The sequence below is a fragment of the Dactylosporangium aurantiacum genome (genome assembly GCF_000716715.1).
Lineage (GTDB): Bacteria > Actinomycetota > Actinomycetes > Mycobacteriales > Micromonosporaceae > Dactylosporangium > Dactylosporangium aurantiacum.
This window is the reverse complement of the sequence record NZ_JNYJ01000008.1, coordinates 132,001-153,365: the sequence shown is the minus strand read 5'-3', so window position 1 is coordinate 153,365 and position 21,365 is coordinate 132,001. Positions and strand designations below refer to the sequence as shown.

The 21,365-nt window shown below is 73.6% G+C and carries 20 protein-coding genes and 1 pseudogene; 14 read left to right on the top strand and 7 right to left on the bottom strand.

The window, feature by feature from the left end; genetic code table 11:
- Positions 1-30 precede the first annotated feature (30 nt).
- Together OP18_RS11665 and OP18_RS11660 are read right to left on the bottom strand one after the other, a co-directional pair.
- Entirely contained in the window at positions 31-570 is a 540-nt protein-coding gene (locus OP18_RS11665) for an adenine phosphoribosyltransferase (protein ID WP_211273504.1), read from the bottom strand.
- A 36-nt stretch (positions 571-606) separates the two neighbouring features.
- Positions 607-1,434, bottom strand: a complete 828-nt coding sequence (locus OP18_RS11660; protein WP_033358802.1) for an ATP-grasp domain-containing protein — start codon at positions 1,432-1,434, stop codon at positions 607-609.
- A 161-nt stretch (positions 1,435-1,595) separates the two neighbouring features.
- On the opposite strand from OP18_RS11660, the gene OP18_RS11655 reads away from it, so the two are divergent.
- Positions 1,596-3,356, top strand: coding sequence for a VanW family protein (locus tag OP18_RS11655; protein WP_052386558.1), 1,761 nt, complete (start codon positions 1,596-1,598; stop codon positions 3,354-3,356).
- 63 nt (positions 3,357-3,419) lie between these two features.
- Here OP18_RS11655 and OP18_RS11650 read toward each other — a convergent pair whose 3' ends face one another.
- Positions 3,420-5,840 (bottom strand): GcvT family protein, encoded by a 2,421-nt coding sequence (locus OP18_RS11650; protein ID WP_033358801.1) that lies wholly within the window; start codon positions 5,838-5,840, stop codon positions 3,420-3,422.
- A gap of 40 nt (positions 5,841-5,880) precedes the next feature.
- On the opposite strand from OP18_RS11650, the gene OP18_RS11645 reads away from it, so the two are divergent.
- Together OP18_RS11645 and OP18_RS11640 are read left to right on the top strand one after the other, a co-directional pair.
- Positions 5,881-6,801, top strand: a complete 921-nt coding sequence (locus OP18_RS11645) for an NAD(P)/FAD-dependent oxidoreductase (RefSeq protein ID WP_052386602.1) — start codon at positions 5,881-5,883, stop codon at positions 6,799-6,801.
- A gap of 147 nt (positions 6,802-6,948) precedes the next feature.
- Positions 6,949-7,242: a DUF4193 domain-containing protein gene (locus OP18_RS11640; protein ID WP_033358943.1), complete on the top strand. Its 294-nt coding sequence runs from the start codon at positions 6,949-6,951 to the stop codon at positions 7,240-7,242.
- A gap of 52 nt (positions 7,243-7,294) precedes the next feature.
- Here OP18_RS11640 and OP18_RS11635 read toward each other — a convergent pair whose 3' ends face one another.
- Positions 7,295-8,206: a ribonuclease Z gene (locus OP18_RS11635; protein WP_033358800.1), complete on the bottom strand. Its 912-nt coding sequence runs from the start codon at positions 8,204-8,206 to the stop codon at positions 7,295-7,297.
- A 23-nt stretch (positions 8,207-8,229) separates the two neighbouring features.
- On the opposite strand from OP18_RS11635, the gene OP18_RS11630 reads away from it, so the two are divergent.
- From OP18_RS11630 to OP18_RS11600, 7 genes are all read left to right on the top strand, one after another.
- Positions 8,230-9,075, top strand: a complete 846-nt coding sequence (locus OP18_RS11630; protein WP_033358799.1) for a patatin-like phospholipase family protein — start codon at positions 8,230-8,232, stop codon at positions 9,073-9,075.
- A 49-nt stretch (positions 9,076-9,124) separates the two neighbouring features.
- Positions 9,125-9,661 (top strand): snapalysin family zinc-dependent metalloprotease, encoded by a 537-nt coding sequence (locus OP18_RS11625; protein ID WP_033358798.1) that lies wholly within the window; start codon positions 9,125-9,127, stop codon positions 9,659-9,661.
- A 140-nt stretch (positions 9,662-9,801) separates the two neighbouring features.
- Positions 9,802-10,476, top strand: a complete 675-nt coding sequence (locus OP18_RS11620) for a GNAT family N-acetyltransferase (protein ID WP_033358942.1) — start codon at positions 9,802-9,804, stop codon at positions 10,474-10,476.
- A 104-nt stretch (positions 10,477-10,580) separates the two neighbouring features.
- On the top strand, positions 10,581-11,789 hold the full coding sequence (locus OP18_RS11615) for an EAL and HDOD domain-containing protein (protein WP_162189776.1): 1,209 nt from the start codon (positions 10,581-10,583) through the stop codon (positions 11,787-11,789).
- A 57-nt stretch (positions 11,790-11,846) separates the two neighbouring features.
- Complete coding sequence (locus OP18_RS11610; RefSeq protein WP_052386556.1) at positions 11,847-13,061, top strand: EAL and HDOD domain-containing protein; 1,215 nt, start codon at positions 11,847-11,849, stop codon at positions 13,059-13,061.
- Between the two features lie 78 nt (positions 13,062-13,139).
- Positions 13,140-14,303, top strand: a complete 1,164-nt coding sequence (locus OP18_RS11605; protein ID WP_052386555.1) for an ArsB/NhaD family transporter — start codon at positions 13,140-13,142, stop codon at positions 14,301-14,303.
- A gap of 22 nt (positions 14,304-14,325) precedes the next feature.
- Positions 14,326-15,795 (top strand): GGDEF domain-containing protein, encoded by a 1,470-nt coding sequence (locus OP18_RS11600; protein ID WP_245635345.1) that lies wholly within the window; start codon positions 14,326-14,328, stop codon positions 15,793-15,795.
- Here OP18_RS11600 and OP18_RS11595 read toward each other — a convergent pair.
- Positions 15,756-16,016 (bottom strand): hypothetical protein, encoded by a 261-nt coding sequence (locus OP18_RS11595; RefSeq protein ID WP_156089447.1) that lies wholly within the window; start codon positions 16,014-16,016, stop codon positions 15,756-15,758. The genes OP18_RS11600 and OP18_RS11595 overlap by 40 nt on opposite strands.
- Positions 16,017-16,096: 80 nt before the next feature.
- Here OP18_RS11595 and OP18_RS11590 point away from each other — a divergent pair.
- A pseudogene (locus tag OP18_RS11590) lies at positions 16,097-16,963 on the top strand (phosphatase PAP2 family protein); the annotation flags it as partial.
- 494 nt (positions 16,964-17,457) lie between these two features.
- On the opposite strand, the gene OP18_RS11585 reads toward OP18_RS11590, so the two are convergent.
- Positions 17,458-18,090 carry a hypothetical protein gene (locus OP18_RS11585; RefSeq protein WP_033358795.1) on the bottom strand — a complete coding sequence of 211 codons (633 nt, stop codon included), beginning with the start codon at positions 18,088-18,090 and terminating at the stop codon, positions 17,458-17,460.
- A 20-nt stretch (positions 18,091-18,110) separates the two neighbouring features.
- Between OP18_RS11585 and OP18_RS11580 the strand changes: the two genes are divergently transcribed.
- Together OP18_RS11580 and serA are read left to right on the top strand one after the other, a co-directional pair.
- Positions 18,111-18,302, top strand: a complete 192-nt coding sequence (locus OP18_RS11580) for a hypothetical protein (protein WP_033358794.1) — start codon at positions 18,111-18,113, stop codon at positions 18,300-18,302.
- Positions 18,303-18,322: 20 nt separating this feature from the next.
- Positions 18,323-19,549 carry a phosphoglycerate dehydrogenase gene (gene serA / locus OP18_RS11575; RefSeq protein WP_081970652.1) on the top strand — a complete coding sequence of 409 codons (1,227 nt, stop codon included), beginning with the start codon at positions 18,323-18,325 and terminating at the stop codon, positions 19,547-19,549.
- Positions 19,550-19,570: 21 nt separating this feature from the next.
- Here the strand turns inward: serA and OP18_RS11570 are convergent, their stop codons facing one another.
- Positions 19,571-20,434, bottom strand: a complete 864-nt coding sequence (locus OP18_RS11570; RefSeq protein WP_033358792.1) for a Vgb family protein — start codon at positions 20,432-20,434, stop codon at positions 19,571-19,573.
- A 206-nt stretch (positions 20,435-20,640) separates the two neighbouring features.
- Here OP18_RS11570 and OP18_RS11565 point away from each other — a divergent pair, with 206 nt between their 5' ends.
- Complete coding sequence (locus OP18_RS11565; protein ID WP_081970651.1) at positions 20,641-21,363, top strand: GOLPH3/VPS74 family protein; 723 nt, start codon at positions 20,641-20,643, stop codon at positions 21,361-21,363.
- Positions 21,364-21,365: the final 2 nt, after the last annotated feature.

Sequence of the window (21,365 nt, the reverse complement as noted above, 5' to 3'; positions counted from 1 at the left end):
ACCTGTCACCGGGTTTTCCCGGGCGGCGGGTCACAGGTCAGCGGCCCGCAGCAGCGCCCGGACCCCGAGCGCCGACCGCAGCGGGTCGCCGTCGTCCATGTCGTCCACGACGCAGACGGTGCCGAGGAACTCCCCGCCGGCCTCGAGGACCATCTCGCGGGTCGCGGCGGCCTGGGTGCCGTGCTCGATCCAGTCGTCCACGCACACGACCCGGTCGCCGGGGCGCACCAGCCCTCGCCGGAAGCTCATGGTCCCGCCGCCGCCGTGGTAGGACGGTGGCAGCGACCGGCGGACGAACGCCGGATCGGACCCGAGCGCGACCCGGTCGTTCTTGCGCACCTCGACCAGCCCGGCGCCGAGGTGCGCCGCGACCAGCGCCCCGATCAGGCTGCCCCGGGACACCGGCCCGGCCACCAGCGTCGGCGTGCCGGGGACGAGCGCGGCGAGGGCGGCCGGCAGGTCCCGCAGCACCACCGGGTCCCGCCACCATTCGGTGATGTCCGCGTACGCCAGCTCGGGCCCGCCGCGCCAGTGGAACCCGACCCGCAGCCGGCCCACGAGATCCACCACGCCGCCGACGGTAACAGCAGCGGCGCGGGGGCGGTGTCAGGCGCCGAGGGCCGGGGCGGGCTGCCAGCGCCAGCGCGGGGCGCAGTCGGGGTCGTTGGCGGCGAGCACGGCGCGCAGCACGCCGTCGGGGTCGCAGCTGTACAGCCCGGAGCTCCACACGTTGTTGACCTCGAGCACGGCGAAGTCGCCGGCGTCGGTGCGCCCGACGTCGATGACCGCGGTCGGCGGGACGTCCTCGGCCGGCAGGTCGGCGAGCATCAGCGCGACGAACGTGGCGGCCTCGTCGTGCCACGACGCGCGATGGTGGCGCAGGCTCGGGCTCCACTCCTCGCCCTCCACCACGTACGGCGACCAGGCGACCGGCTCGCGGCCGATGGTGAAGACCCGGTACTCCGAGGCGAGGTCCAGCCAGTGGTCCATGATGATCAGCGTGCTGTCGGCGGGCAGCCGGGCGGTGCGCAGCCGGTTGCGCAGGTCGTCGGCGTTGCGCACCCACGCGGCGGAGAACGCCGGGTGCTTCTCGTCGGCGAGCTTCGCCACGGCGGGCCGCGGGCCGACGAGGTCGGGGGCCTCGCCGACGCTGACCAGGCGGATGTCGCGGCCGGTGACGTCGCGGGGCAGCCCGGCGAACCAGCTGGGCCCGGCGCCGTGCAGGCGGATGTCGACGCCGCCGGCGATGAGCGTGGTGAGGTAGCCGCCGGCCGCCCGCCACGCGACGCCGTCGGCCGAGCGCAGCCCGGTGACCTCGGCCGGGTCGCCCGGCAGCTGCGCCACGGGCAGGCCGATGCGGCGGGCGGCATGCGTCAGGGCGGCACTCGCCTCCGGCGAGCGCACCCGCATGGCCAACGTCCCGAACTGCCGCACCCGTACATCCTGCCAGCGAGGCCCATCAGTGTCGCTGCCGGTGGCAGGTCCGCCCCGAGAACGGCATACGCGCTGCACGCGCCGCCATCACAGTGACACGTTGGGGGACATCGGGACCGATCAAGCCAGACAGACGGTACAAATCGGGCAGGCTGTGGTGTATGGCAACGGACCTGCTGTCCCGACTGCGCCGCCTGGCCCCCACCGCGCCGCCGGAGCGCCCCGTGGTGCCGCCCATCGTGCGGCGCGCCCGGGCCCGCCGCCGGCGCAGGCTGACCGCGACCGTGACGCTGCTGGTCGTGGTGCCCGTGGCCACGGCGGTCAGCACGTACGCCCACGACGTCGACCGCGGCGTGCACGTCCTCGGCGTCGACCTCGGCGGCCACTCCCGCGCCGACGCCGTCCGGCTGCTGCGCGACAGCCTGCGCGAGCGGGTCGCCGCGCCGGTCGCGGTCCGCGTCGGCGGGACCGCCGCCACCGTCGACCCCGCCGGCGTCGGCCTGGTCCTGGACGTCGCGGCGACCGTCGAGCGGGCCGTACGGGCCACTCCGGGCCCGTTCGCGTGGCTGCACGGCGGCATCAGCGTCGAGCCGGTCGTGCGCGCCGACGCGGCCCGCGTGTACGAGGCGCTGATGACCCACCTCGGCGCCCAGGGCGACGCGCCGGTGCTGCCCGCGGTCCGCTTCGACCGGCAGCGACCCGTCGCCGTGTACCCGGTCAGCGGCCGCGGCATCGACCGGCACCGGGTCGGCGCGATCCTGGAGGCCGGCTGGCTGCGCCGCGGTACCGTCGACTTCCCGGTCGTGGATCTCGTGCCGCGCAGCACCAAGGCCGACGTCGACCGGCTCGTCGCCGAGCTCGCGACCCCCGCCGTCGCCGCGCCGCTGGTCGTCGTCACCCCCCGCGGCGACGTCACCGTCCCGGCGACGGCGATCGCGGCCGCCCTGAAACTGGAGTCCGACGCCGACGGGCTGATCCAGCCGTCCCTGGACACGGCCGCGCTGCGCAAGGCGGTGCCGGCCTTCGCCAAGGTGGAGCTCGCCCCGACCGACGCGACGTTCACCGTGCAGGACGGCCGCCCGGTGGTGAAACCGCAGGTCGACGGCGAGCAGGCCGACCTCGCCGGGGCCACCCCGGCGATACTGGCCGCGCTGCGCACGTCGGCGACCCCGCGCCGGGTCGAGGTCGGCATCGCCGCCAAACCGGCCGCGGTGTCCGCGGCGCAGCTCGGCGCCCTCGGCATCCGGGAGCAGGTGTCGACGTTCACCACGAAGTTCGTCGCCGGCCAGCCCCGGGTGGTCAACATCCGCACCATGGCCGAGGCCCTGCGCGGCGCCGTGGTCCTGCCCGGCCAGACGTTCTCCCTCAACGGCCACGTCGGCCAGCGCACCCACGCCAAGGGCTACGTCGACGCCCCCGGCATCGAGGACGGCAAGATCAAGAACTCCCCGGGCGGTGGCGTGTCGCAGGTCGCCACCACCCTGTTCAACGCCGTGTTCTACGCCGGCCTGCAGGACGTGGAGCACCGCCCGCACACGTACTACTTCGACCGCTACCCCGCGGTGATCGAGGCGACCGTCGTCTACCCGTCCCTGGACCTGCGCTTCCGCAACGACGCCCCGACCGGCATCCTGATCGACACCGCCACCACCGACACGTCGGTCACCGTCACCATTTACGGCACGAAACGCTGGGACGTCACCGCCGAGTACGGTCCCCGCACGAAGGTCGTCCAGCCGCCCACCACGTACCTGCGCGAACCGGACTGCAACCCGACCGACGGCCTGCCGGGCTTCACCCAGGAGGCGTTCCGCGTGTTCAAGCAGGACGGCAAGGAGATCCGCCGCGAACGCTTCACCTGGCGCTACGACCCGGAGCCCCACTTCATCTGCGGCCAGCCCCCCACCGCACCCACCCCCTGACCGGGGACCGGCGCGCCGCCGGAGCGCCCCAGGACCGGGACCACCAGAGCGGCGAGCCGGCCGTCAGGCGCGGACCCGTGCGCTCGTCGGGTCGTACAGCGGACGCAGGGAAGCACGGACCGGGTACTCGCGGTCCGCGACGAGCACCGTGAGCGCCCCGGCGTCCAGCCAGGCCTGGTCGAGCCCGTCGGCGCCCGCGTCGAGCAACGCCAGGCCGACCGCGCCGCCGAGGGTGTGGCCGTAGGACGCGGCCCGCACGTAGCCGACGTCGCGGCCGTCGCGGCGCACGACCTCGCCGTGGAAGAGCAGCGCCGACGGGTCCGTCACGAGGATCTGCACGAGCCGCCGGCGCGGCGGGCCCGCGTCGCGCAGGGCGAGCACCGCGTCCCGGCCGATGAACGACGGCTTGTCGAACGCGACGGCGAACCCGAGGCCCGCCGACAGCGGGTCGTCGGTGTTGTCGATGTCGTGGCCGTAGTCGCGGTACCCCTTCTCCAGCCGCAGGCTGGCGAGGGCCTTCAGCCCGGCGTGGCGCAGCCCCACGTCGGCGCCGGCCGCGACGAGCCGGTCGTACACGTGCACCGCCTGCTCGGCCGGCACGTACAGCTCGTAGCCGAGCTCGCCGACGTACGTGATGCGCAGGCAGAGCACCCGCGCGTAGCCGATCTCCAGCTCCCGGGCGCCCCGGAAGGGCATCGTCACGTCGGTGTCGCTGACCGCCGCCAGCAGCTCCCGCGACCGCGGGCCCTGCACGTTGAGCTGCGCCCACGCCGAGGTGACGTCGGTGACGAACGCGTGCCGGTCCGCGGTGTGCCGCTGCAGCCGGGCCAGCACGTGCCGGTGCGCGGTGTCCGACGCGACCACCCAGAACCGGTCCTCGGCCAGCTCGGTGACGGTGAGGTCGGCCTCGATGGTGCCGCGCTCGTTGAGCCACTGGGTGTAGGTGACCAGGCCGCCGCCGACCCGGTTGGCCGACAGCCGCTCCAGCACCTCGCCGGCGTCGCGGCCCTGGACGAGGAACTTGGCCATGAACGACATGTCCATGACGGCGACCCCTTCGCGGACCGCGCGGTGCTCGGACGCCCACTGCGGGAACCACTCCGGCCGCGACCACGACGGCTTCGGTACGCCCGGGAAGCCGTACACGTCCGGCATCTCCCACCCGGACACGTCGCGCAGGTACGGCTCGAGCGGGGCGAGCCGGTCGTGCAGCGGTGAGCGCCGGGCGCCCCGCGCGGAGCGCATCGCCTTGTGGGGGTAGTGCGTCTGGTACACCATGCCGAGCGCCTCGACGGTGCGCTCCGCCCGGTACCGCAGGTTGCGCTGGTAGGGCTGGAGCCGGTCGATGTGCATGCCGGTCACGTCGACGTCGGGCTCGCCGCCGGCGATCCAGTGCGCCAGGGCCCGGCCGATCCCGCCGCCGGTGAGGATGCCGATCGAGTTGAGCCCGGCGGCCACGAAGTACCCGCGCAGCTCCGGCGCCTCGCCGAAGATGGGCGCCAGGTCGGGGGTGAAGCTCTCCGGCCCGCAGAAGAAGGTGCGCACGCCGGCGGTGGTGGTGACTGGGATGCGGTCCATCGCCGCCTCCAGGTACGGCGCCATCCGGTCCCAGTCCGGCGGCAGCGTGCCGAACGAGAAGTCGTCCGGCACCCGGCGCACCGACCACGGCGCCGCCTGCCCCTCGAACAGGCCGATCATGAGCCCGCCGCCCTCCTCACGGAAGTACCCGTAGGCGCCGGGGTCCTCCAGCACCGGCAGCCCGGCGTGCACCCCGTCGATCGGCTCGGTGATGAGGTAGTAGTGCTCGGCGGCCTGCAGCGGGATGCTGACCCCGGCGTCCTCGCCGAGCTGCCGCGCCCACATGCCGGCGCAGTTGACCACGGTCTCGGCCTCGACGTCGCCGAACGGCGTGCGGACCCCGGTGACGGCGCCCCGGGCGCGCAGCACCCCGGTGACCGCGACGCCCTCCATGATGCGGACCCCGCGCTGCCGGGCGCCCTTGGCCAGGGACATGGTCACGTCGACGGGGTTGGCCCGGCCGTCCTCGGCGACGTAGAACCCGGCGAGGACGTCGTCGACACGGGCGAGGGGGAACAGGTCGAGCACCTCCTTCGGGGAGATCTCGTGCACGTCGACGCCGAGGTGCCGGTTGAACGCGGCGACCCGCCGGTACTCCTCCAGGCGGCCGAGGTCGGCGGCGACCTCGATGAACCCGCACTGCCGCAGCCCGGTGGACAGGCCGGTCTCCGCCTCCAGCGACGCGTACAGGTCGCGGGTGTACTGCCGCATCCGCGTCGAGGTCTCCGACAGCGACCCGAACGTCACCATCAGCCCGGCCGCGTGCCAGGTGGTGCCGGCGGTGAGCCGGTCGCGCTCCAGCAGCAGCACGTCGGTCACGCCCTCCTTCGCCAGGTGGTAGGCGACCGACGTGCCGATCACCCCTCCGCCGATGACGACGACCCGGGCCCGCTGTGGAAGGTTCATCCCGAGAGCCTAAGCATCCTGCGAGACTGGGCCGATGGCGGTGGTGGTGGTCGGCGCGGGTGTGGCGGGGCTGGCGTGCGCGGGGGCGTTGCGGGACGCCGGCGTGCCGGTGCGGCTCCTGGAGCGGGCCGCGGCGCCCGGCGGTCGGCTCGGTGGCGACGTGCTGGACGGCCGCCCGGTGGACCTGGGCGCGGCCTACTTCACCGTCACCGACCCCGGGTTCGGGGCGGTCGTGGCCCGCTGGCAGGACGAAGGTCTGGCGCGCCCCTGGTCCGGTCCCGATTTCGCGGTGTACGGCCACCGCCCGCACCCCGCCGGCGCGGCCGTCCCGCAGCGGTGGTCCGCCCCCGGCGGGCTGGCGTCCCTCGCCGTGGACCTCGCGGCCGGGCTTGATGTGACCTGTGGGGTAGCTGTCAAAGACCTGACAGTGCTGGACGGCACGGTGGTGCTGGCGATGCCCGCCCCGCAGGCGGCCGCGCTGCTGCCGGCGGCGGCGCCCCTCGCCGAGGCGCAGGACTGGCAGCCGTCCCTGGCTGTCGCGCTGCGCTACCGCCGCCGCTGCTGGGCGCCGCTGACCGGGGCCTTCGTCAACGATCACCCGGTGCTCACCACCGTCTGTGACGACGGGTCGCGGCGCGGGGACGGTGCACCGGTCCTGGTGGCGCACACCACACCGGGTTTCGCCATGGAATCGGCCGTCGCCGACGTTGAGGCCGCCGTGAGGGAGCTGCTGGACCTGCCCGACGCCGCGGTCGCCGTGACCGCGCGCCGCTGGCCGGCGGCCCGCCCCGCCCAGCCCGCCGCATCGGCGTTTGCGCAGGTGGAGGGCGTGTATCTGGCCGGCGACGGGTATGGCCGGCCAAGGGTGGAGGCGGCCTGGCTGTCCGGCCGCGCGGCCGCCGCCGCGATCGTCGGAAACCAGAATCCGAAAACACCGCGAACGGCCAGCCGGGCGAGGTAGCCTCGTGGGCGCCAACGCTGTTGATATGTCCACAGTGGACCGATTTGGTCCCGGCGGTATTCATTCATGTCGGTCGGGGAACACATCCGAGGCCGGCGGCGTTCGTTACACAACCACAGTCACCAAGAGAGGGTGAACGCCATGGCCATCAGCACTGACTACGACGCGCCACGCCACCCCGTCGGCACCGACCTCGCCGAGGACAGCCTCGAAGAGCTCACCGCCCGGCGGGCCAACGCCCAGTCGCCGTCCGTCGACGTCGACGACAGCGAGGTCGGTTTCGAGCTGCCCGGGGCGGAGCTTCCCGACGAGGAGCTGACCGTGCCGGTGGTGCCGATGCGGCTGGACGAGTTCCGCTGCTCCAGCTGCTTCCTCGTGCACCACCGCAGCCAGCTCTCCCGCGAGAAGAACGGCGCCCCGATCTGCCGCGAGTGCGACTGACCCGGGAGCAGCCGGTAGGGCGTGACAAGTACAGGGTGAGGTCCCTGAACGTTCAGGGGCGGCGGGCCGGCACCCGGACCCGGGCCAGGTCCTCCGCCACCACGACCTCACCGTCGAACACCTTCGCCGCCTCGTCGGCGAAGCGCTCAGGGTCGTCGTAACGCTGCGAGAAATGGGTGAGCACGAGGGTGCGCACCCCGCAATCGGCCGCGACCCGGGCCGCCTGACCTGCCGTCAGGTGCCCGTGCGCCGCGGCCAGACCGGCGTCCACGTCCAGGTACGTGGACTCGATCACCAGCAGGTCGGCGCCGTCGGCCAGGGCGGTCACGCCCTCGCACAGGCGGGTGTCCATGATGAACGCGAACCGCTGGCCGGGTCGCAGCACGCTGACCTCCTCGACGGTCACCGTCCGGCCGTCGAGCGTCACGGCGCCGTCGCGCTGCAACGCGCCGACCGCCGGGCCCGCGATGCCGTGCCGCCGCAGCAGCTCCGGCACCATCCGCCGGCCGTCGGCCTCGACCAGGCGGTAGCCGTACGTGTCGATGCCGTGGTCCAGGGCTCTCGCCTCGAGCGACCACGTCGGAGTGGTGACGATGGGGCCGTCCCCGCCGACCGGCTCGGGACGGATGTCCGCGGCGTCGTAGAAGACCGACGCGTGCCGGAGCCGGTCGAAGAACACCCGCCCGCTCGCCGGGAAGTGCGCCGTCACGGGGTGCGGGGCGTTGTCCAGCGAGATGCGCTGCACCACCCCGGGCAGCCCGAGGCAGTGGTCGCCGTGGAAGTGCGTCAGGCAGATCCGGGTGATGTCGGTGGCCGGCACCCCCGCGTGCGACATCTGCCGCTGCGTGCCGTCCCCGGGGTCGAACAGGAATCCCTCGTTGTCCCAGCGCAGGAAGTACCCGTTGTGGTTGCGCGCCCGGGTCGGCACCTGGCTGCTGGTCCCCAGCACGACGAGCTCACGCATTCGCGGAACCCTACAGTTGCCGCATGCCTCCTCACCCCTCATTTGCGCTCGTCCTCGGCGGCGGTGGCGTCACCGGCGTCGCCTGGGAGACCGGCATCATCGCCGGCCTGGCCGCCGCCGGCGTCGACCTCACCAGGGCCGACCTGGTCGTCGGCACGTCCGCCGGCGCGGTCGTCGCCGCCCAGGTGACCAGCGGCGTGCCGGTCGAGGAGCTGTACGAGCGCCAGCGCCGGCCCGCCACCGGGGAGATCGCCGCGCACTTCGGGGCCGGCACGATGCTGCGCTACGCCGCCGCCGGCCTGCGCCCCGGCGACGACCGGCAGGCGCTGCGCCGGTTGGGGCACGCCGCGCGTACCGCGGACACCGTCGACGAACAGGTCCGCCGCGACGTCATCGCCGGGCGGCTGCCCAGTCACGAGTGGCCGGACGCGCCGCGCGTGCTGATCACCGCCGTCGACGCCGAGACCGGCGAGGAGGTTGCCTTCGACCGCGACAGCGGGGTGGACCTGGTCTCCGCGGTCGCGGCCAGCTGCGCCGTGCCGGTCGTCTGGCCCACGGTCACCATCGGCGGCCGGCGGTACATGGACGGCGGGTCCCGCTCCGCCGCCAACGTCCACCTCGCCCGCGGCCACGACCGGGTCGTGGTGCTCGCCCCGTCGACGGCGTCGCTGCGCCGCTCCGGGCGGGTGGCCACCGAGCTGGCCGCGCTCGGCGCGGGGGTGCGCTCCGTCGTGGTCACCCCCGACGCCGAGGCGAAGGCCGCGATCGGCCGCAACGTGCTCGACCCGGCCAGGCGCGCCGCGGCCGCCGAGACCGGCCGCCGCCAGGCCGCCACCGTCGTGGCGGCGGTGGCCGGGGTACTGGTATGAGCTGACTGATATATATCGGTTGCCGTCTATGCAAAGCTAGCCTCTGGGCATGCTCAGACGCAGATTCGCCACCGTGCTGCTCGCCATCGCGGCACTGGTCGGCGTCCAGTTGGCCGGCGCGGCACCCGCGCACGCGGCCACCCGTACCCTCTACTACGACGCGAGCCAGGCGCAGGAGTTCGTCGCGGTGGTCGACCAGGCCGCCACCGTGTGGAACGGCCGGGTCAGCAACGTCCGGCTGGTGCCCGTCACCGCCGGCCGGACACCCAACATCCGGGTCTACGCCGACAACGGCTGGCCCAGGACGTACACCACGAGCCTCGGCAACGGACGCTGGTACATGGGGCGGGAGGCCGTCGTCGACGGCTACTACCCGCTGCGGATCGCCACGCACGAGTTCGGCCACATCCTCGGCCTGCCGGACCGGCGGACCGGGCTGTGCTCGGACCTCATGTCCGGCAGCAGCGCGCCGGTGTCGTGCACCAACGCCAACCCCAGCACGACCGAGGCGGCGCAGGTGCAGCGCAACTTCGCCGCCGGGGTCGCGGCGCCCCAGGACGCGCCCGAGGTACTGCTCGTCGGCTGACGGCGCTGTTGCCGGCCTTCCGTCGGCCTTGCGTCGGCCTTGCGTCGGCCTTCGGTCTGCTGTCGGGGACCTGCTGGAAAGGATCGAGCGCCTAGGATGTGGTCCTGGCTGGGCTCTCGATCCTTTCCGCGGAGGCGTTCGTGCTGACGAGGTTCCTGCAGGTCTGGCTCGGCGCGTGGCCCCCGCCCGGGGCGGGGATCGCCGTCGTCGGCCACCCGGCCCGGGACAAGCCCCGCTGGGACGGCGCGGAGCAGCTGATGCTCGGGGTCACCGACGCCGGCGGGCGCGGGGTGCTGTCCGTGCCACCCGCGCACCGCGACGCGGTCGCCGCCCTCGTCGCCGGCCTGCCCGCCGACGCGGCCGCCGACGTCCTCGCCGCGCGGCTGCCGGCCGTGCTGGGCCGCCCCGACCAGGTCTGCTTCACCGGCGTGTTCCGCTGGTCGCAGGCCCCGGCCGCGCTGCCGGACGCCGGGGCGTGGGAGCCGTCGGACTCCCCCGGCATCCCTGACTGGCTGCGCCCCTTCCCGGGTGAGGTGCTCGTCGCCCGGGACGAGGACGGCGCGTACCTCGCCGGGGTCGGCCTGAAACCCCACGACGTGTCCGGTGTCGAGATCTCCGTCGGCACCGACGAGCGGGCCCGCGGCCGGGGCCTGGCCCGGCGGCTCGTCGCGCGGGCCGCCCGGCGGATCGTGGCGGGCGGCGCGGTCGCGGTGTACCTGCACGACCCGGCCAACACGGCCAGCGCCCACGTCGCGGACGCGGCCGGCTTCCCCGACCTCGGCTGGAAGATCCACGCGATGGCCGCGGCGGCCTGAGCGCGGCACGGCGAGGCGCCGCCGCGGCAACTTTTCCGCGGCAAAGGGGTCATTGTCGCGCCGCCGGAGTCGATGTGTGCGGTATGTTCCCCGCTTCCGGCGCAGTGCACGTCGGACGTCAGCCGATCTTCGACCGGCGCGGCGACGTCCACGGCTACGAGTTGCTCTTCCGCGGCGACGCCGGGGCGGTGGAGGCCGACGAGCGTGGGGCGTACGCCACCAGCCGCGTCCTCATCACCGCCTTCACCGAGATCGGCATCGAGTCGCTGTGCGGACGCGGCCTGTGCTTCGTGAACCTCACCCGCGAGTTCCTCGTCGGGGACCTGCCGCTGCCCTTCGACCACGAGCAGGTCGTCCTGGAGGTCCTCGAGACCGTCACGATCGACGACACCGTGGTCGCGGCCGTCGCGCGGCTGGTCGAGCAGGGGTACCGCATCGCGCTGGACGACTACGTGTTCGGCCTGGGCCACGAGCCGCTGCTCGAACTGGCCACCTACGTCAAGATCGACGTGCTGGAGACGCCGCCGGACGAGCTGGTCGCCACCGTGGAACGCTGCCGCAAGTACCCCAACCTCATCCTCGTCGCCGAACGCCTCGAGACCCGGGAGCAGCTCGAGCACACCAGGGCGCTCGGGTTCGACCTCTTCCAGGGGTACGTCCTGGGCCGCCCCCAGGTCGTGTCCGGCACCGCGCTGTCGCCGTCGCGGCTGGCCCGGGTCGAGCTGCTCGGCCTCCTCGTCGGCCCGGGCATCCCGCTGAACCGGGTCGTCGGCCTGGTCACCAGCGACCCGGCGCTCAGCCTGCGGCTCATGGCCGCCGCCAACGCCGACGCGCTCGGCCTGCCGGTCAAGGTGTCCTCGGTCCACGAGGCGGTCCTGCTCCTCGGCGTCGACCGGCTCCGCGACTGGGCCACGCTCATGCTGGTCAGCGACCTTGACGACCCCGGCGCGGCGCAGCTGTCCGGCGCGATCACCCGGGCCCGCATGTGCCAGAACATCGCCGAGCGGATGGAGGTGCCGGGAGAGCCGGCGTTCACCGTCGGGCTGATCTCCGCCGTCGCCGACCTGCTCGGCCAGCGCGCCGCGGAGCTGGCCACGCGCCTGTCGCTGAGCCACGAGGTGACCGACGCCCTGGTCGACGGCGTCGGGCCGCTCGGCGAGCTGCTGTCCCTCGTCGCGGCCTACGAGGCGTCGGACCTGCCGATGCTGCTGGCGGCGCCGCTGCCGGTGGAGGAGACCGCGCTGGCATACCTGGACGCCGTGGCGTACACCGGGCACATCATCGCCCCCAGGACCCGCCCCACGTCACCGTGACCGCAACTGGGCGATGACCTCTCCTTCAACGCCGCCGTGACCTGCCGATAGGCGAACGTGGACAGCACCCGACCCGTACACATCGGCCGGCAGGCACTCTACGACCGGCACGGCCACGTCGCCGCCTACGAGCTGCTGTTCCGCGACGGACCCGAGGCGATGCACGCCGCCGTCCGCGACAGCGCCGCGACGAGCCGGGTCATCGTGGAGGCGTTCACCGCGTTCGGCATCCCCGAGCTGGTCGGCGACCGTCGCTGCTTCATCAACCTCACCCGCGAGTTCATCGTCGGCGAGCTGCCGCTGCCGTTCCCGCCGGGCGCCGCCGGCCTGGAGCTGATGGCCGACGTCGCCGTCGACGACGAGGTGCTCGACGGCGTCGCCCGCCTCGTCGAGCAGGGCCACCGCATCGCCGTGGACGACTTCGCCGGCGACGCGTCCCGCGCCCGCCTGCTGCCGTTCGCCCACTACGTCAAGGTCAACATGCTGGCCGGCGACCGCCACGCGATCAGCGCCGTCGCCGGGCAGTGCCGCCGGTACCCCCGCGTCCGGCTCGTCGCCCAGCGGGTCGAGACCCACGACCTGCTCGACCTGGCCCGCAAGCTGCAGTTCCAGTGGTTCCAGGGGCACGTGCTGAGCCGCCCCCACCTGATCACCACCCATACCCTGAGCCCGACCCGGCTGGCCCGCATGCGGCTGCTCGCCGAGCTCGCCACCGACGAGGTCAACCTGGACCGCGCCGTCGACACCATCGAACGCGACCCGGCCCTCGCCGTGCGCGTCCTGCGCGGCGTCAACGCCGCCTCCAACGGCCTGCCCCAGCAGGTGTCGTCGATCCGCCAGGCGGTCGTCATGCTCGGCATCCCGCAGGTGCGGCAGTGGGCGACCCTGATGATGGTCGCCGACCTCGCCGACGGCGACGAGGCCCAGCTCACCGACGCGGTCGTGCGGGCCCGCATGTGCCAGACCGTCGCCGAACGCCAGGGCGGCTCGGGGCCGGCCGCGTTCACCGTCGGCCTGCTGTCGGCCATCGGCGACCTGCTCGGCCGCCCCGCGAGCGAGCTCACCGATCAGCTCCCGCTCACCGAGGACGTTGCCGAGGCCGTCGTCCACAGCCGCGGCCGGCTCGGCGCGGTGCTGACCGAGGTGCGCACGTACCAGCGCGACGCGCCACTCGCCGCCGTCCCCGACCTGGCCGACGACCTCCTGGCCGCGCTGCGCTGGACGAACGCCACCCTCACCGAACCCGACGAGGCGCCGGCGCCCCGAACCTGACCCGCGATCCCGGCCTGGACGCCCCGACGACCGGGCCCGCCGTGCGCCCGGCCGCCCGCGGTGCGAAGATCATCGGCGATGAGGCGGCTGCACGTGTTGGACTGGGTCGGGATCGGGTTGTTCGTCGCGGGCGGCGCCGCCGTCGCGGCCGGGCTGCTCCCGGTGGCCGAGGCGGAGGGTACCGTCCGGCGCATCGCGCCGCTGCTGGCGTTCCTCGGTGCGGTGATCGTCCTGGCGGAGCTGACCGCGCAGGCCGAGGTGTTCGACGTGCTCGCCGACCGGCTGGCCGGGCTGGCCAGGGGCAGGACCGTGGCCCTCTTCGCGGTCTGCGTCGCGTTCGCGGCCGTCACCACCATGACGCTCAACCTGGACACGACCGCGGTCCTGCTCACCCCGGTCATGCTGGCCCTGGCGCGGCGGCTCGGGCTGCCGCCGCTGCCGCTGGCCGTGACCACCGTGTGGCTGGCCAACACCGCGAGCCTGCTGCTGCCCGTGTCCAACCTGACGAACCTGCTGGCCGCGGGGCGGGTCGGGCTGGGGCCGGTGGCGTTCGCGGGGCAGATGTGGCTGCCGCAGCTGGCCGCGATCGGTGTCACCGCCGTCGCGTTGTGGCTGGTGTACTGGCGCGGCGCCGCCCGGCGGTTCACGCCGCCGCCCGAGCACCGGCCGCGCGACGCGGTGCTGTTCCGGGTGGCCCTGGGGGCGTGCCTGGTGTTCCTCGCCGGGGTGCTGTTCGAGGTGCCGCTGTGGCTCGCGTCGGGGGTGGCCGCGGTCGCGGTCGTCGGCGCGTTCGTGGTGCGCGACCGTGCGGCGCTGCGGCCGGGGCTGCTGCCGTGGCGGCTGCTGGTGTTCGTCACCGGCATGTTCCTCGTCGTCGAGACGCTCGGCGCGCACGGCCTGGACCGGTTCGCCGGCACGCTCATCGGCAACGACCCCGGCGCCGCCGGGGCGTTGCGGGCCGCGGCGACCGGGATGGGCCTGGCGAACGTCGTCAACAACCTCCCCGCGTACATCGCCGGCGAGGGCGGCATCGGTGCCGGGCACCGCACGCAGTTGCTGGCGCTGCTCATCGGGGTCAACGTCGGGCCCCTCGCGGCGCCGTGGGCGTCCCTGGCGACGCTGCTGTGGTGGGAGCGGTGCCGAGCCGGCGGGGTGCGGGTGCCCGCGGCGCGGTTCCTGCTCACGGGCGCCGCCGTCGCGGTGGCCGGCACGATGCTCGCCACCGCCGCCCTCCTGCTGTAGTTTTCCGGTTACCCTAAGTGACATGATGCTGCGGGGGTACCTGGTGGCCGCCGGGACCTGTGTCGCGTTGTCGTTCCTCGTGCCGGACGGCAGCTGGTGGCAGGTCGGGGTGCAGGCGCTGACCGGATACCTGGCCGTCGGCGCCATGGTTGCCGGCGCGCTGCGCCACCGGGGTGCCGGGCGGGCCGCCTGGCTGGCGTTCGCGGCCGGGATCTTCGGCAACGCGACCGGCATCCTGGTCGAGGGCTACAACCTGCACGTCAACGCCGAGTACGAGTCACCCGGCTGGGCCGACCTGGGCTACCTGTCGCTGTACCCGGCGGTCGCCGCCGGGCTGGTGCTGCTCATCCGCCGCCGGTCCGAGGGGCGCGACTGGGGCGCGCTGGTCGACGCGACCACCGTCACCACCGGCCTCGGCCTGCTCGCCTGGGTGTTCATGATCCGCCCGGCGGTCACCGAGACCGGCCTGTCGCCGCTGGCGCACCTCACCGGTGTCGCGTACCCGGTCGGCGACGTGCTGGTCCTGGCGATGCTGACCCGCCTGCTGCTCGGCGGCGGCGCCACCAGCACCGCGTACCGGCTGATCGCCGCGTCCGCCTGCCTGTTCCTCGTCGGCGACGTCACCTGGGCCGTGCTGAACACGATCGGGGTCGAGCCCGGCCCCGCCGCGCACCGGCTCCTCGGCGCGGTGTTCCTGCTCGCGTACGTGCTGTTCGGGCACGCCGCGCTGCACCGCTCCGCGGCCCTCATCGGCGAGTCCGCGGGCGCGCCGCCGAAGCTCGGCCCCGGGCTGCTGGTCCTGCTGACCCTGGCCTCGCTCATGGCGCCGCTGCTGCTGCTCGGCCAGATCGCCGCCGGCGAGGTCACCGACGCGCTGCCGATCGCGATCTGCTCGATCGTGCTGTTCCTGCTCGTCGTGATCCGCATGGCGCAGCTGCTGCGGCAGCTGGAGGCGCAGACGGCCCGGGTGCGGCAGCTGTCGCGCACCGACGAGCTGACCGGCCTGCCCAACCGCCGCGCCTGGAACGCCGAGCTGCCCGCCGCCGTCGAGCGGGCCCGCCGCGACGGCGCCGGGCTCGCCGTGGCGATGCTCGACCTCGACCATTTCAAGCGCTTCAACGACGAGTACGGCCACCCGGCCGGGGACCGGCTGCTGAAGTCGGCCGCCGCGGCCTGGTCCGAGCAGCTGCGCGGCACCGACCACCTGGCCCGCTACGGCGGTGAGGAGTTCATCGCGCTGCTGCCCGGCGCGGACACCGGCGAGGCGGTACGGGTGCTGCGGCGGCTCATGACGGCCACCCCGCTGGGGCAGACGTTCTCCGCCGGCCTCGCCCAGTGGGACGGCGCGGAAACCTCCGACGAGCTCGTCGCCCGCGCCGACGCCGCCCTGTACGAGGCGAAACGCGCCGGTCGGGACCGGGTGGAGGTCGCCCGGCGACCCGCCGCGGACGCTCAGCCGCCCGCGACCGACGCCCGGCTGACCCCGAGGTAGACGGTGCGCCGCCGGTGGTCGATGCGCTGCACCGCGTCGACCGGCAACGTCACCTGCACGCCGCTGCCGGACAGCACGACGAGCCGCCCCCGGTCGTACGTGCCGCGGTGGATCGTGCCGACGGGGCCGTCGACCGCCTCGACCGCGTAGCCGACCAGCACCCCGACCGGCCGCACCCTGGTGATCATCCCCGCCTCCTCCACGTCGACAGCAACGACCATCTACCCCGATCGGTGCGCGACCACGCATAGCGGTCAGCCGCCACGTTTGTCCGCCGCCGGGATCGGCTATGTTCCTCGCCATGCGTGGATGGCCGTTCGGGCTGGTGCTGTGGCTACTCGTGCTCGGCGCCGCGGAGGTCTACGGCTTCCGCCAGGTGTGGCACGTGTTCGTGCAGACCGAACAGGGGCAGCTGCTGGACTACATAGCCCTCACGGGCAACAGCATCGGCCGGGCCCGCGTCGAGACGATCGTCGACCGGGTCCTCAACGGCATCTCGATCCTGTCGCTCGCCGTCGCCACGGTCACCGTCGGCTTCATCGCCCTCATCCGCCGCCGGGTGGCCCTCGCCGTCGGCGCGGTGCTGCTCATCGCCGGCGCCAACGTGACCACCCAGGTCGTCAAGGCCCTCATCGCCCGCCCGGACCTGGGCGTCGACCCCGAGCGCGCCGGCGTCGGCAACAGCCTGCCCAGCGGGCACACCACGATCGCCGCGTCGGTGGCGGTCGCGTTCGTCCTGGTGCTGCCGGCGAAGGCGCGCGCCACCGGAGCCCTGATCGCCGCCGCGTTCGCCGCGCTGGCCGGCGTCGCGACGCTCTCGGCGGGCTGGCACCGCCCCAGCGACGCCGTGTCGGCGCTGCTGATCGTCGGCGGCTGGGCCTGCGCGGCGGGCCTGTTCATCGTCGTCGCGCAGCGCCGGCACGGCGGCGTGCAGTACGGCCCGCCCAGCACGTACGTCACCGTCTTCCTCGGCCTCATCTCCCTGGGCCTGCTCGCCGGCGCGGCCGTCGCCCTGTACCTCACCGACCAGGCCCTGGACGTCGCCGTGGACGACCTGAGCCGGCGCCGCCTGTTCGCCGCCTACGCGGGCGGCGCGCTCGGCATCGCCGGCACCGCCGGACTCATGGTCGCCTCGGTCCTGGCGACCGCGCACCGTGTCGTGCCCCAGGTCGTCCCGCCGTCGCTGGACGACGAGGACGACACCGCGGGCGTCCCGGCCGGCGGCCTGCCGGTCGGGCCCGGCGAACCGCCGACCGTGCCGCTGGCCGGGGTGCAGCACGCCGCCCCGGCACCCCCCGCGCCGGCCGGCGACCCGATCGGCGAGCAGGTCACGATCCGCCTCACCGGCGAGGAGCCGACCACGCAGCGCCTCGCCCAGCCCCCGGACGACCCGACGGTGAAGCTGCCCGGCTGAGGTCTGCCCGGGCGGACGGAGCTGATCACAGTGCTCTGCCGCTCACCGGCAACGAGGCGTCCCGCACCGACGGGAATTTCGCCGACCTGTACATCGACTACGGAAGTGGGCACTGATGGGCGCGTTGAAGCCATGGCACCTGCTGATCCTGGGCGGCCTGTGCACGGCGGTCGTCGCCGTGGCCGTCGTCCTCCTCGTCGTCGTGCTGACCAGGCGCCGCGGCTGACACCGACCGCCCGGTCGGTGCCCTAGGCCGGCGGCAGGGTGACGGCGATCTCGTCGCCGAGCGTGGCGCCGTGCAGCAGGTCCAGGTCGTCGCCGCTCCAGAACTTGCCGGGGTCGTACCAGTTGGCGCGGCGGCCCTTCGGCAGCAGGCCCATCTCCTCGTAGGTGACGGCGACCACCTCGGCGCAGTAGGCGGTCTCCAGCGAGGAGTCGTTGCGCTTGCGGATGTTGGGAATGCGGCCCTGGAACCAGCGCCCGGCGAGGCGGGCCGTCGACGGGAACGGGGTGCCGTCGAGGCGGGCGATGGTGCGCAGCACCGCCTCCTCCATGGCGGGGGAGACCTCGTGGTGCAGCTGGCGCAGCCAGGGGCGCTGGCCGTAGCGGCGGCCCCAGACGAGCACGGCCTCGCGCAGGTCGTGCAGCTGCACCCCGCGCTGGTGGGTGCCGCTCCACATGTCGGGCAGGGACCTGCCCAGCTCGGCGTGCCACATCAGCGGCGGCAGGTCGTCGAGCACGACGGCCATGCCGACGTGGTTGACGGGGCTGTTGGTCAGCGTCTGGATCGCCCGGTCGGCCTTGGACCGGCCGCGGAACACCCAGAGGTCACCCGTCCGGGTCATCCGCACCGCGTCGTCGAGATCGATAGCTCCCTGCACGACCAGTACCCTAGAGGCCCATGAAGGCGAAGTGGTGGAAGGTGCTCGGCCTGGCCGGTGTCGTGGGTGTCGCGGCGACCGGGGTGGTGGTCGCCCGGGCGGAGCGGCGGCGGCGCGCCTACACGCCGGAGGAGATCCGCGACAAGCTGCGGCAGCGGCACGCGGTCGCACAGAGCGGGACGAGTCGCGGGTCACGTACCAGTGACACCTGAGGTCACTTAGGGTTGGTGGGGTGCAGTCACAGACATCCCAGAGCGACCCGGTGCGGGTCCTGTTCCTCGAAAACATCCACCCCGTCGCTGTCGAGCGGATGCGGTCCGAGGGATACGTGGTCGAGACCCTCGGGCGTGCGCTCGACGAGGACGAGCTGATCGCCAAGCTCGACGGGGTCCACCTGCTGGGCATCCGGTCCAAGACGCAGGTGACCGCCGCGGCCCTCGCCGCCGCGCCGCACCTGCGGGCGATCGGCGCGTTCTGCATCGGCACCGACCAGATCGACCTGCGCGCCGCGGCCGAGTCCGGGATCGCGGTGTTCAACGCGCCGTTCTCCAACACCCGCAGCGTCGTGGAGCTCGCCGTCGCCGAGATCATCGCGCTGACCCGGCGGCTCACCGAGAAGAACGCCGGCATGCACGCGGGCGTCTGGGACAAGGACGCCACGGGCAGCCACGAGGTCCGGGGCCGCTCGATCGGCATCGTCGGCTACGGCAACATCGGCACCCAGCTGTCGGTGCTGGCCGAGAACCTGGGCCTCAAGGTGTACTTCTACGACACCGCCGACAAGCTGGCCCTGGGCAACGCGCAGCGCTGCGACACCCTCGACGAGCTGCTGGAGCGGTCCGACATCGTCACCCTGCACGTCGACGGGCGGCCGGGCAACAGCGGCTTCTTCGGCGAGGAGCAGTTCGCGAAGATGCGCCCCAGCAGCATCTTCCTCAACCTGAGCCGCGGCTTCGTCATCGACCACGAGGCGCTGCGCCGGCACCTGGTCAACGGCCACCTCTCCGGCGCCGCCGTGGACGTGTTCCCGAAGGAGCCGAAGGCCAAGGGCGACGAGTTCCAGTCCGCGCTGCGCGGCCTGCCCAACGTCATCCTCACCCCGCACATCGGCGGCTCCACCGAGGAGGCGCAGTCCGACATCGGCTCGTTCGTGGCGGAGAAGCTGCACAAGTACGTGCAGGAGGGCTCCACCACGCTGAGCGTCAACCTGCCGTCGCTCAACCTGCAGCAGGCCCCGGACACCCACCGCATCGCGCTGCTGCACCACAACGTGCCGGGCGTGCTCGCCGACGTCAACAGCATCCTCGCCGGCCACAAGGTCAACGTCGAGGGTCAGATCCTGGCCACCCGCGGCGAGTTCGGATACCTGCTGGCCGACATCGCGATCGACTACCCGGCGGAGATCCTCGCCCAGCTGTCCAACATGGCCACCACCGTCCAGCTGCGCGTCCTGTCGTAGGACCCCCGGCGGGCCCGGCGCTCAGCGCCGGGTCAGCCGGGCGACCGCGCCGGTCTCCAGGGCCGTCCACACGGTGCCGTCCGCGGCGACGGCGATGCCGTGCGGTTCGGCGTCGGGGACCGGCAGGTCGTAAAGGGTGACGCCACCGTCCGGGGTGATGTGGCCGACGCGGTTGCCGGCCCATTCGGTGAACCAGCAGCCGCCCGCCGGGTCCGCGGTGATCGCGTGCGGGCGGCCGGCCCGGTCCGGCAGCGGGAACTCGGTGACGGTGCCGTCGGGGGTGACCCGGCCGACCTGGCCGGCGGCGATCTCCACGAACCAGACGGCGCCGTCGGTGCCGGTGGTGATGCCGACCGGGGCCGCGTCCGGGGTCGGCAGGGCGACGACGGTCACGGCGCCGTCCGGGGTGACCCGCGCGACGGCGCCGGCCTGGTTGAGGGTGCACCACAGCGCGCCGTCGGCACCCACGGTCAGCATCGACGGCATGGAGCCCGCCGGCATCGGCACGACCGTCGCGGTGCCGTCCGGTGCCAGCCGCCCCACCTGGTCCGGCCGCATCGAGGTGTACCAGATGGCGCCGTCGGGGGCGGCGGCGATGCCGTACAGGCCCTGCGCGTCCGGCACCCGGGTCAGCGACACGGCACCCGCGGTGGTGACACGCCCCACGGCGCCCGCCCGCATGAGGGTGAACCACAGCGCGCCGTCGTGGCCGGTGGTGATGAGCGCCGGGCCGTCGCCGGTGAGGGGGAAGCGGGTCGCCGTGCCGTCGGGCGCGATCCGGGCGACGGCACCGGCATGGACGAGGGTGCACCACAGCCCGCCGTCCGGACCGGTCGTGATCCCGTACGGCCCGTCGCCGGATTCGGCGATCGTGAACACATCCATGTGGATCCACCCTACCGGGGGCGGGCCGCCCGGCTGCGAGCCATTTGCGCGGCGGGTCGCCGGTGGCCGGGTGAAAACTCTTGCAATCGAAGATCGTCATATCCTGTCTGACCTCGCAATGGCCACCGGTGGCCACCTGGACCGAGGCGTTTCCATGGTGTTAAAACGTCGTTCGGGATTGAAGTACGTCGTGGGCAACCGCTACGGTGCTTTCCGGACTCGGACCGGCGGATTGCATTCATGGGGGACGACTGTGCGGCACCAGGCGAAATGGCACGCGGTTGCTGTCTGACCGCAGGCGTCGCGAGCCGCTGGCCGACGACTTCTTCCGGCTCTGCCACGACGACCGCAGTGGCACCCTGCGGCTCTCCGACGACGCCACCAGGATCGGGCTCGCCTCCGCGCTCATCGGCGAGCTGGGCTGGGCGGGCATCCTCACCGTCGAGGACGGCCTGCTGCTGGTCCGCGCCGGTGCCACCCCCGGCGACTCCGTCGCGCACGCGGTCCTGGACGACATCCGCGGTGAGCGCGTCCCCAGGGACGTGCGGACCTGGCTCACCTACCTGTCGATGGAGTCCTACGAGCGGGTCGCCCGTCGTCTGGTCGCCGGCAATCACGTCATCCCCCAGGAAGGCCGGCGGCTGCTGCGCCGCTACACGTTCTATCTGCCGACCGACACCAACGATTTCGTCTGGCCTCGCGTACGGCTCGGAACGGCATTGGCGCAGCGCAGACCGATTGATCAGATCGACGTGCACCTGCTGGGCATCGCCGATGCCACCGGTCTGCTGCCGAGCATTCTCGACGGCGGTGGACAGCCGGCGCACGCGTACTTCGAGCACCTCATGCAGCAGTCGCACGCCGATGTGCAGACCCTGATCCAGGAAACCCGGGTCGTCATCGGCAACAAGGTCATGAACGGACGCTAGAG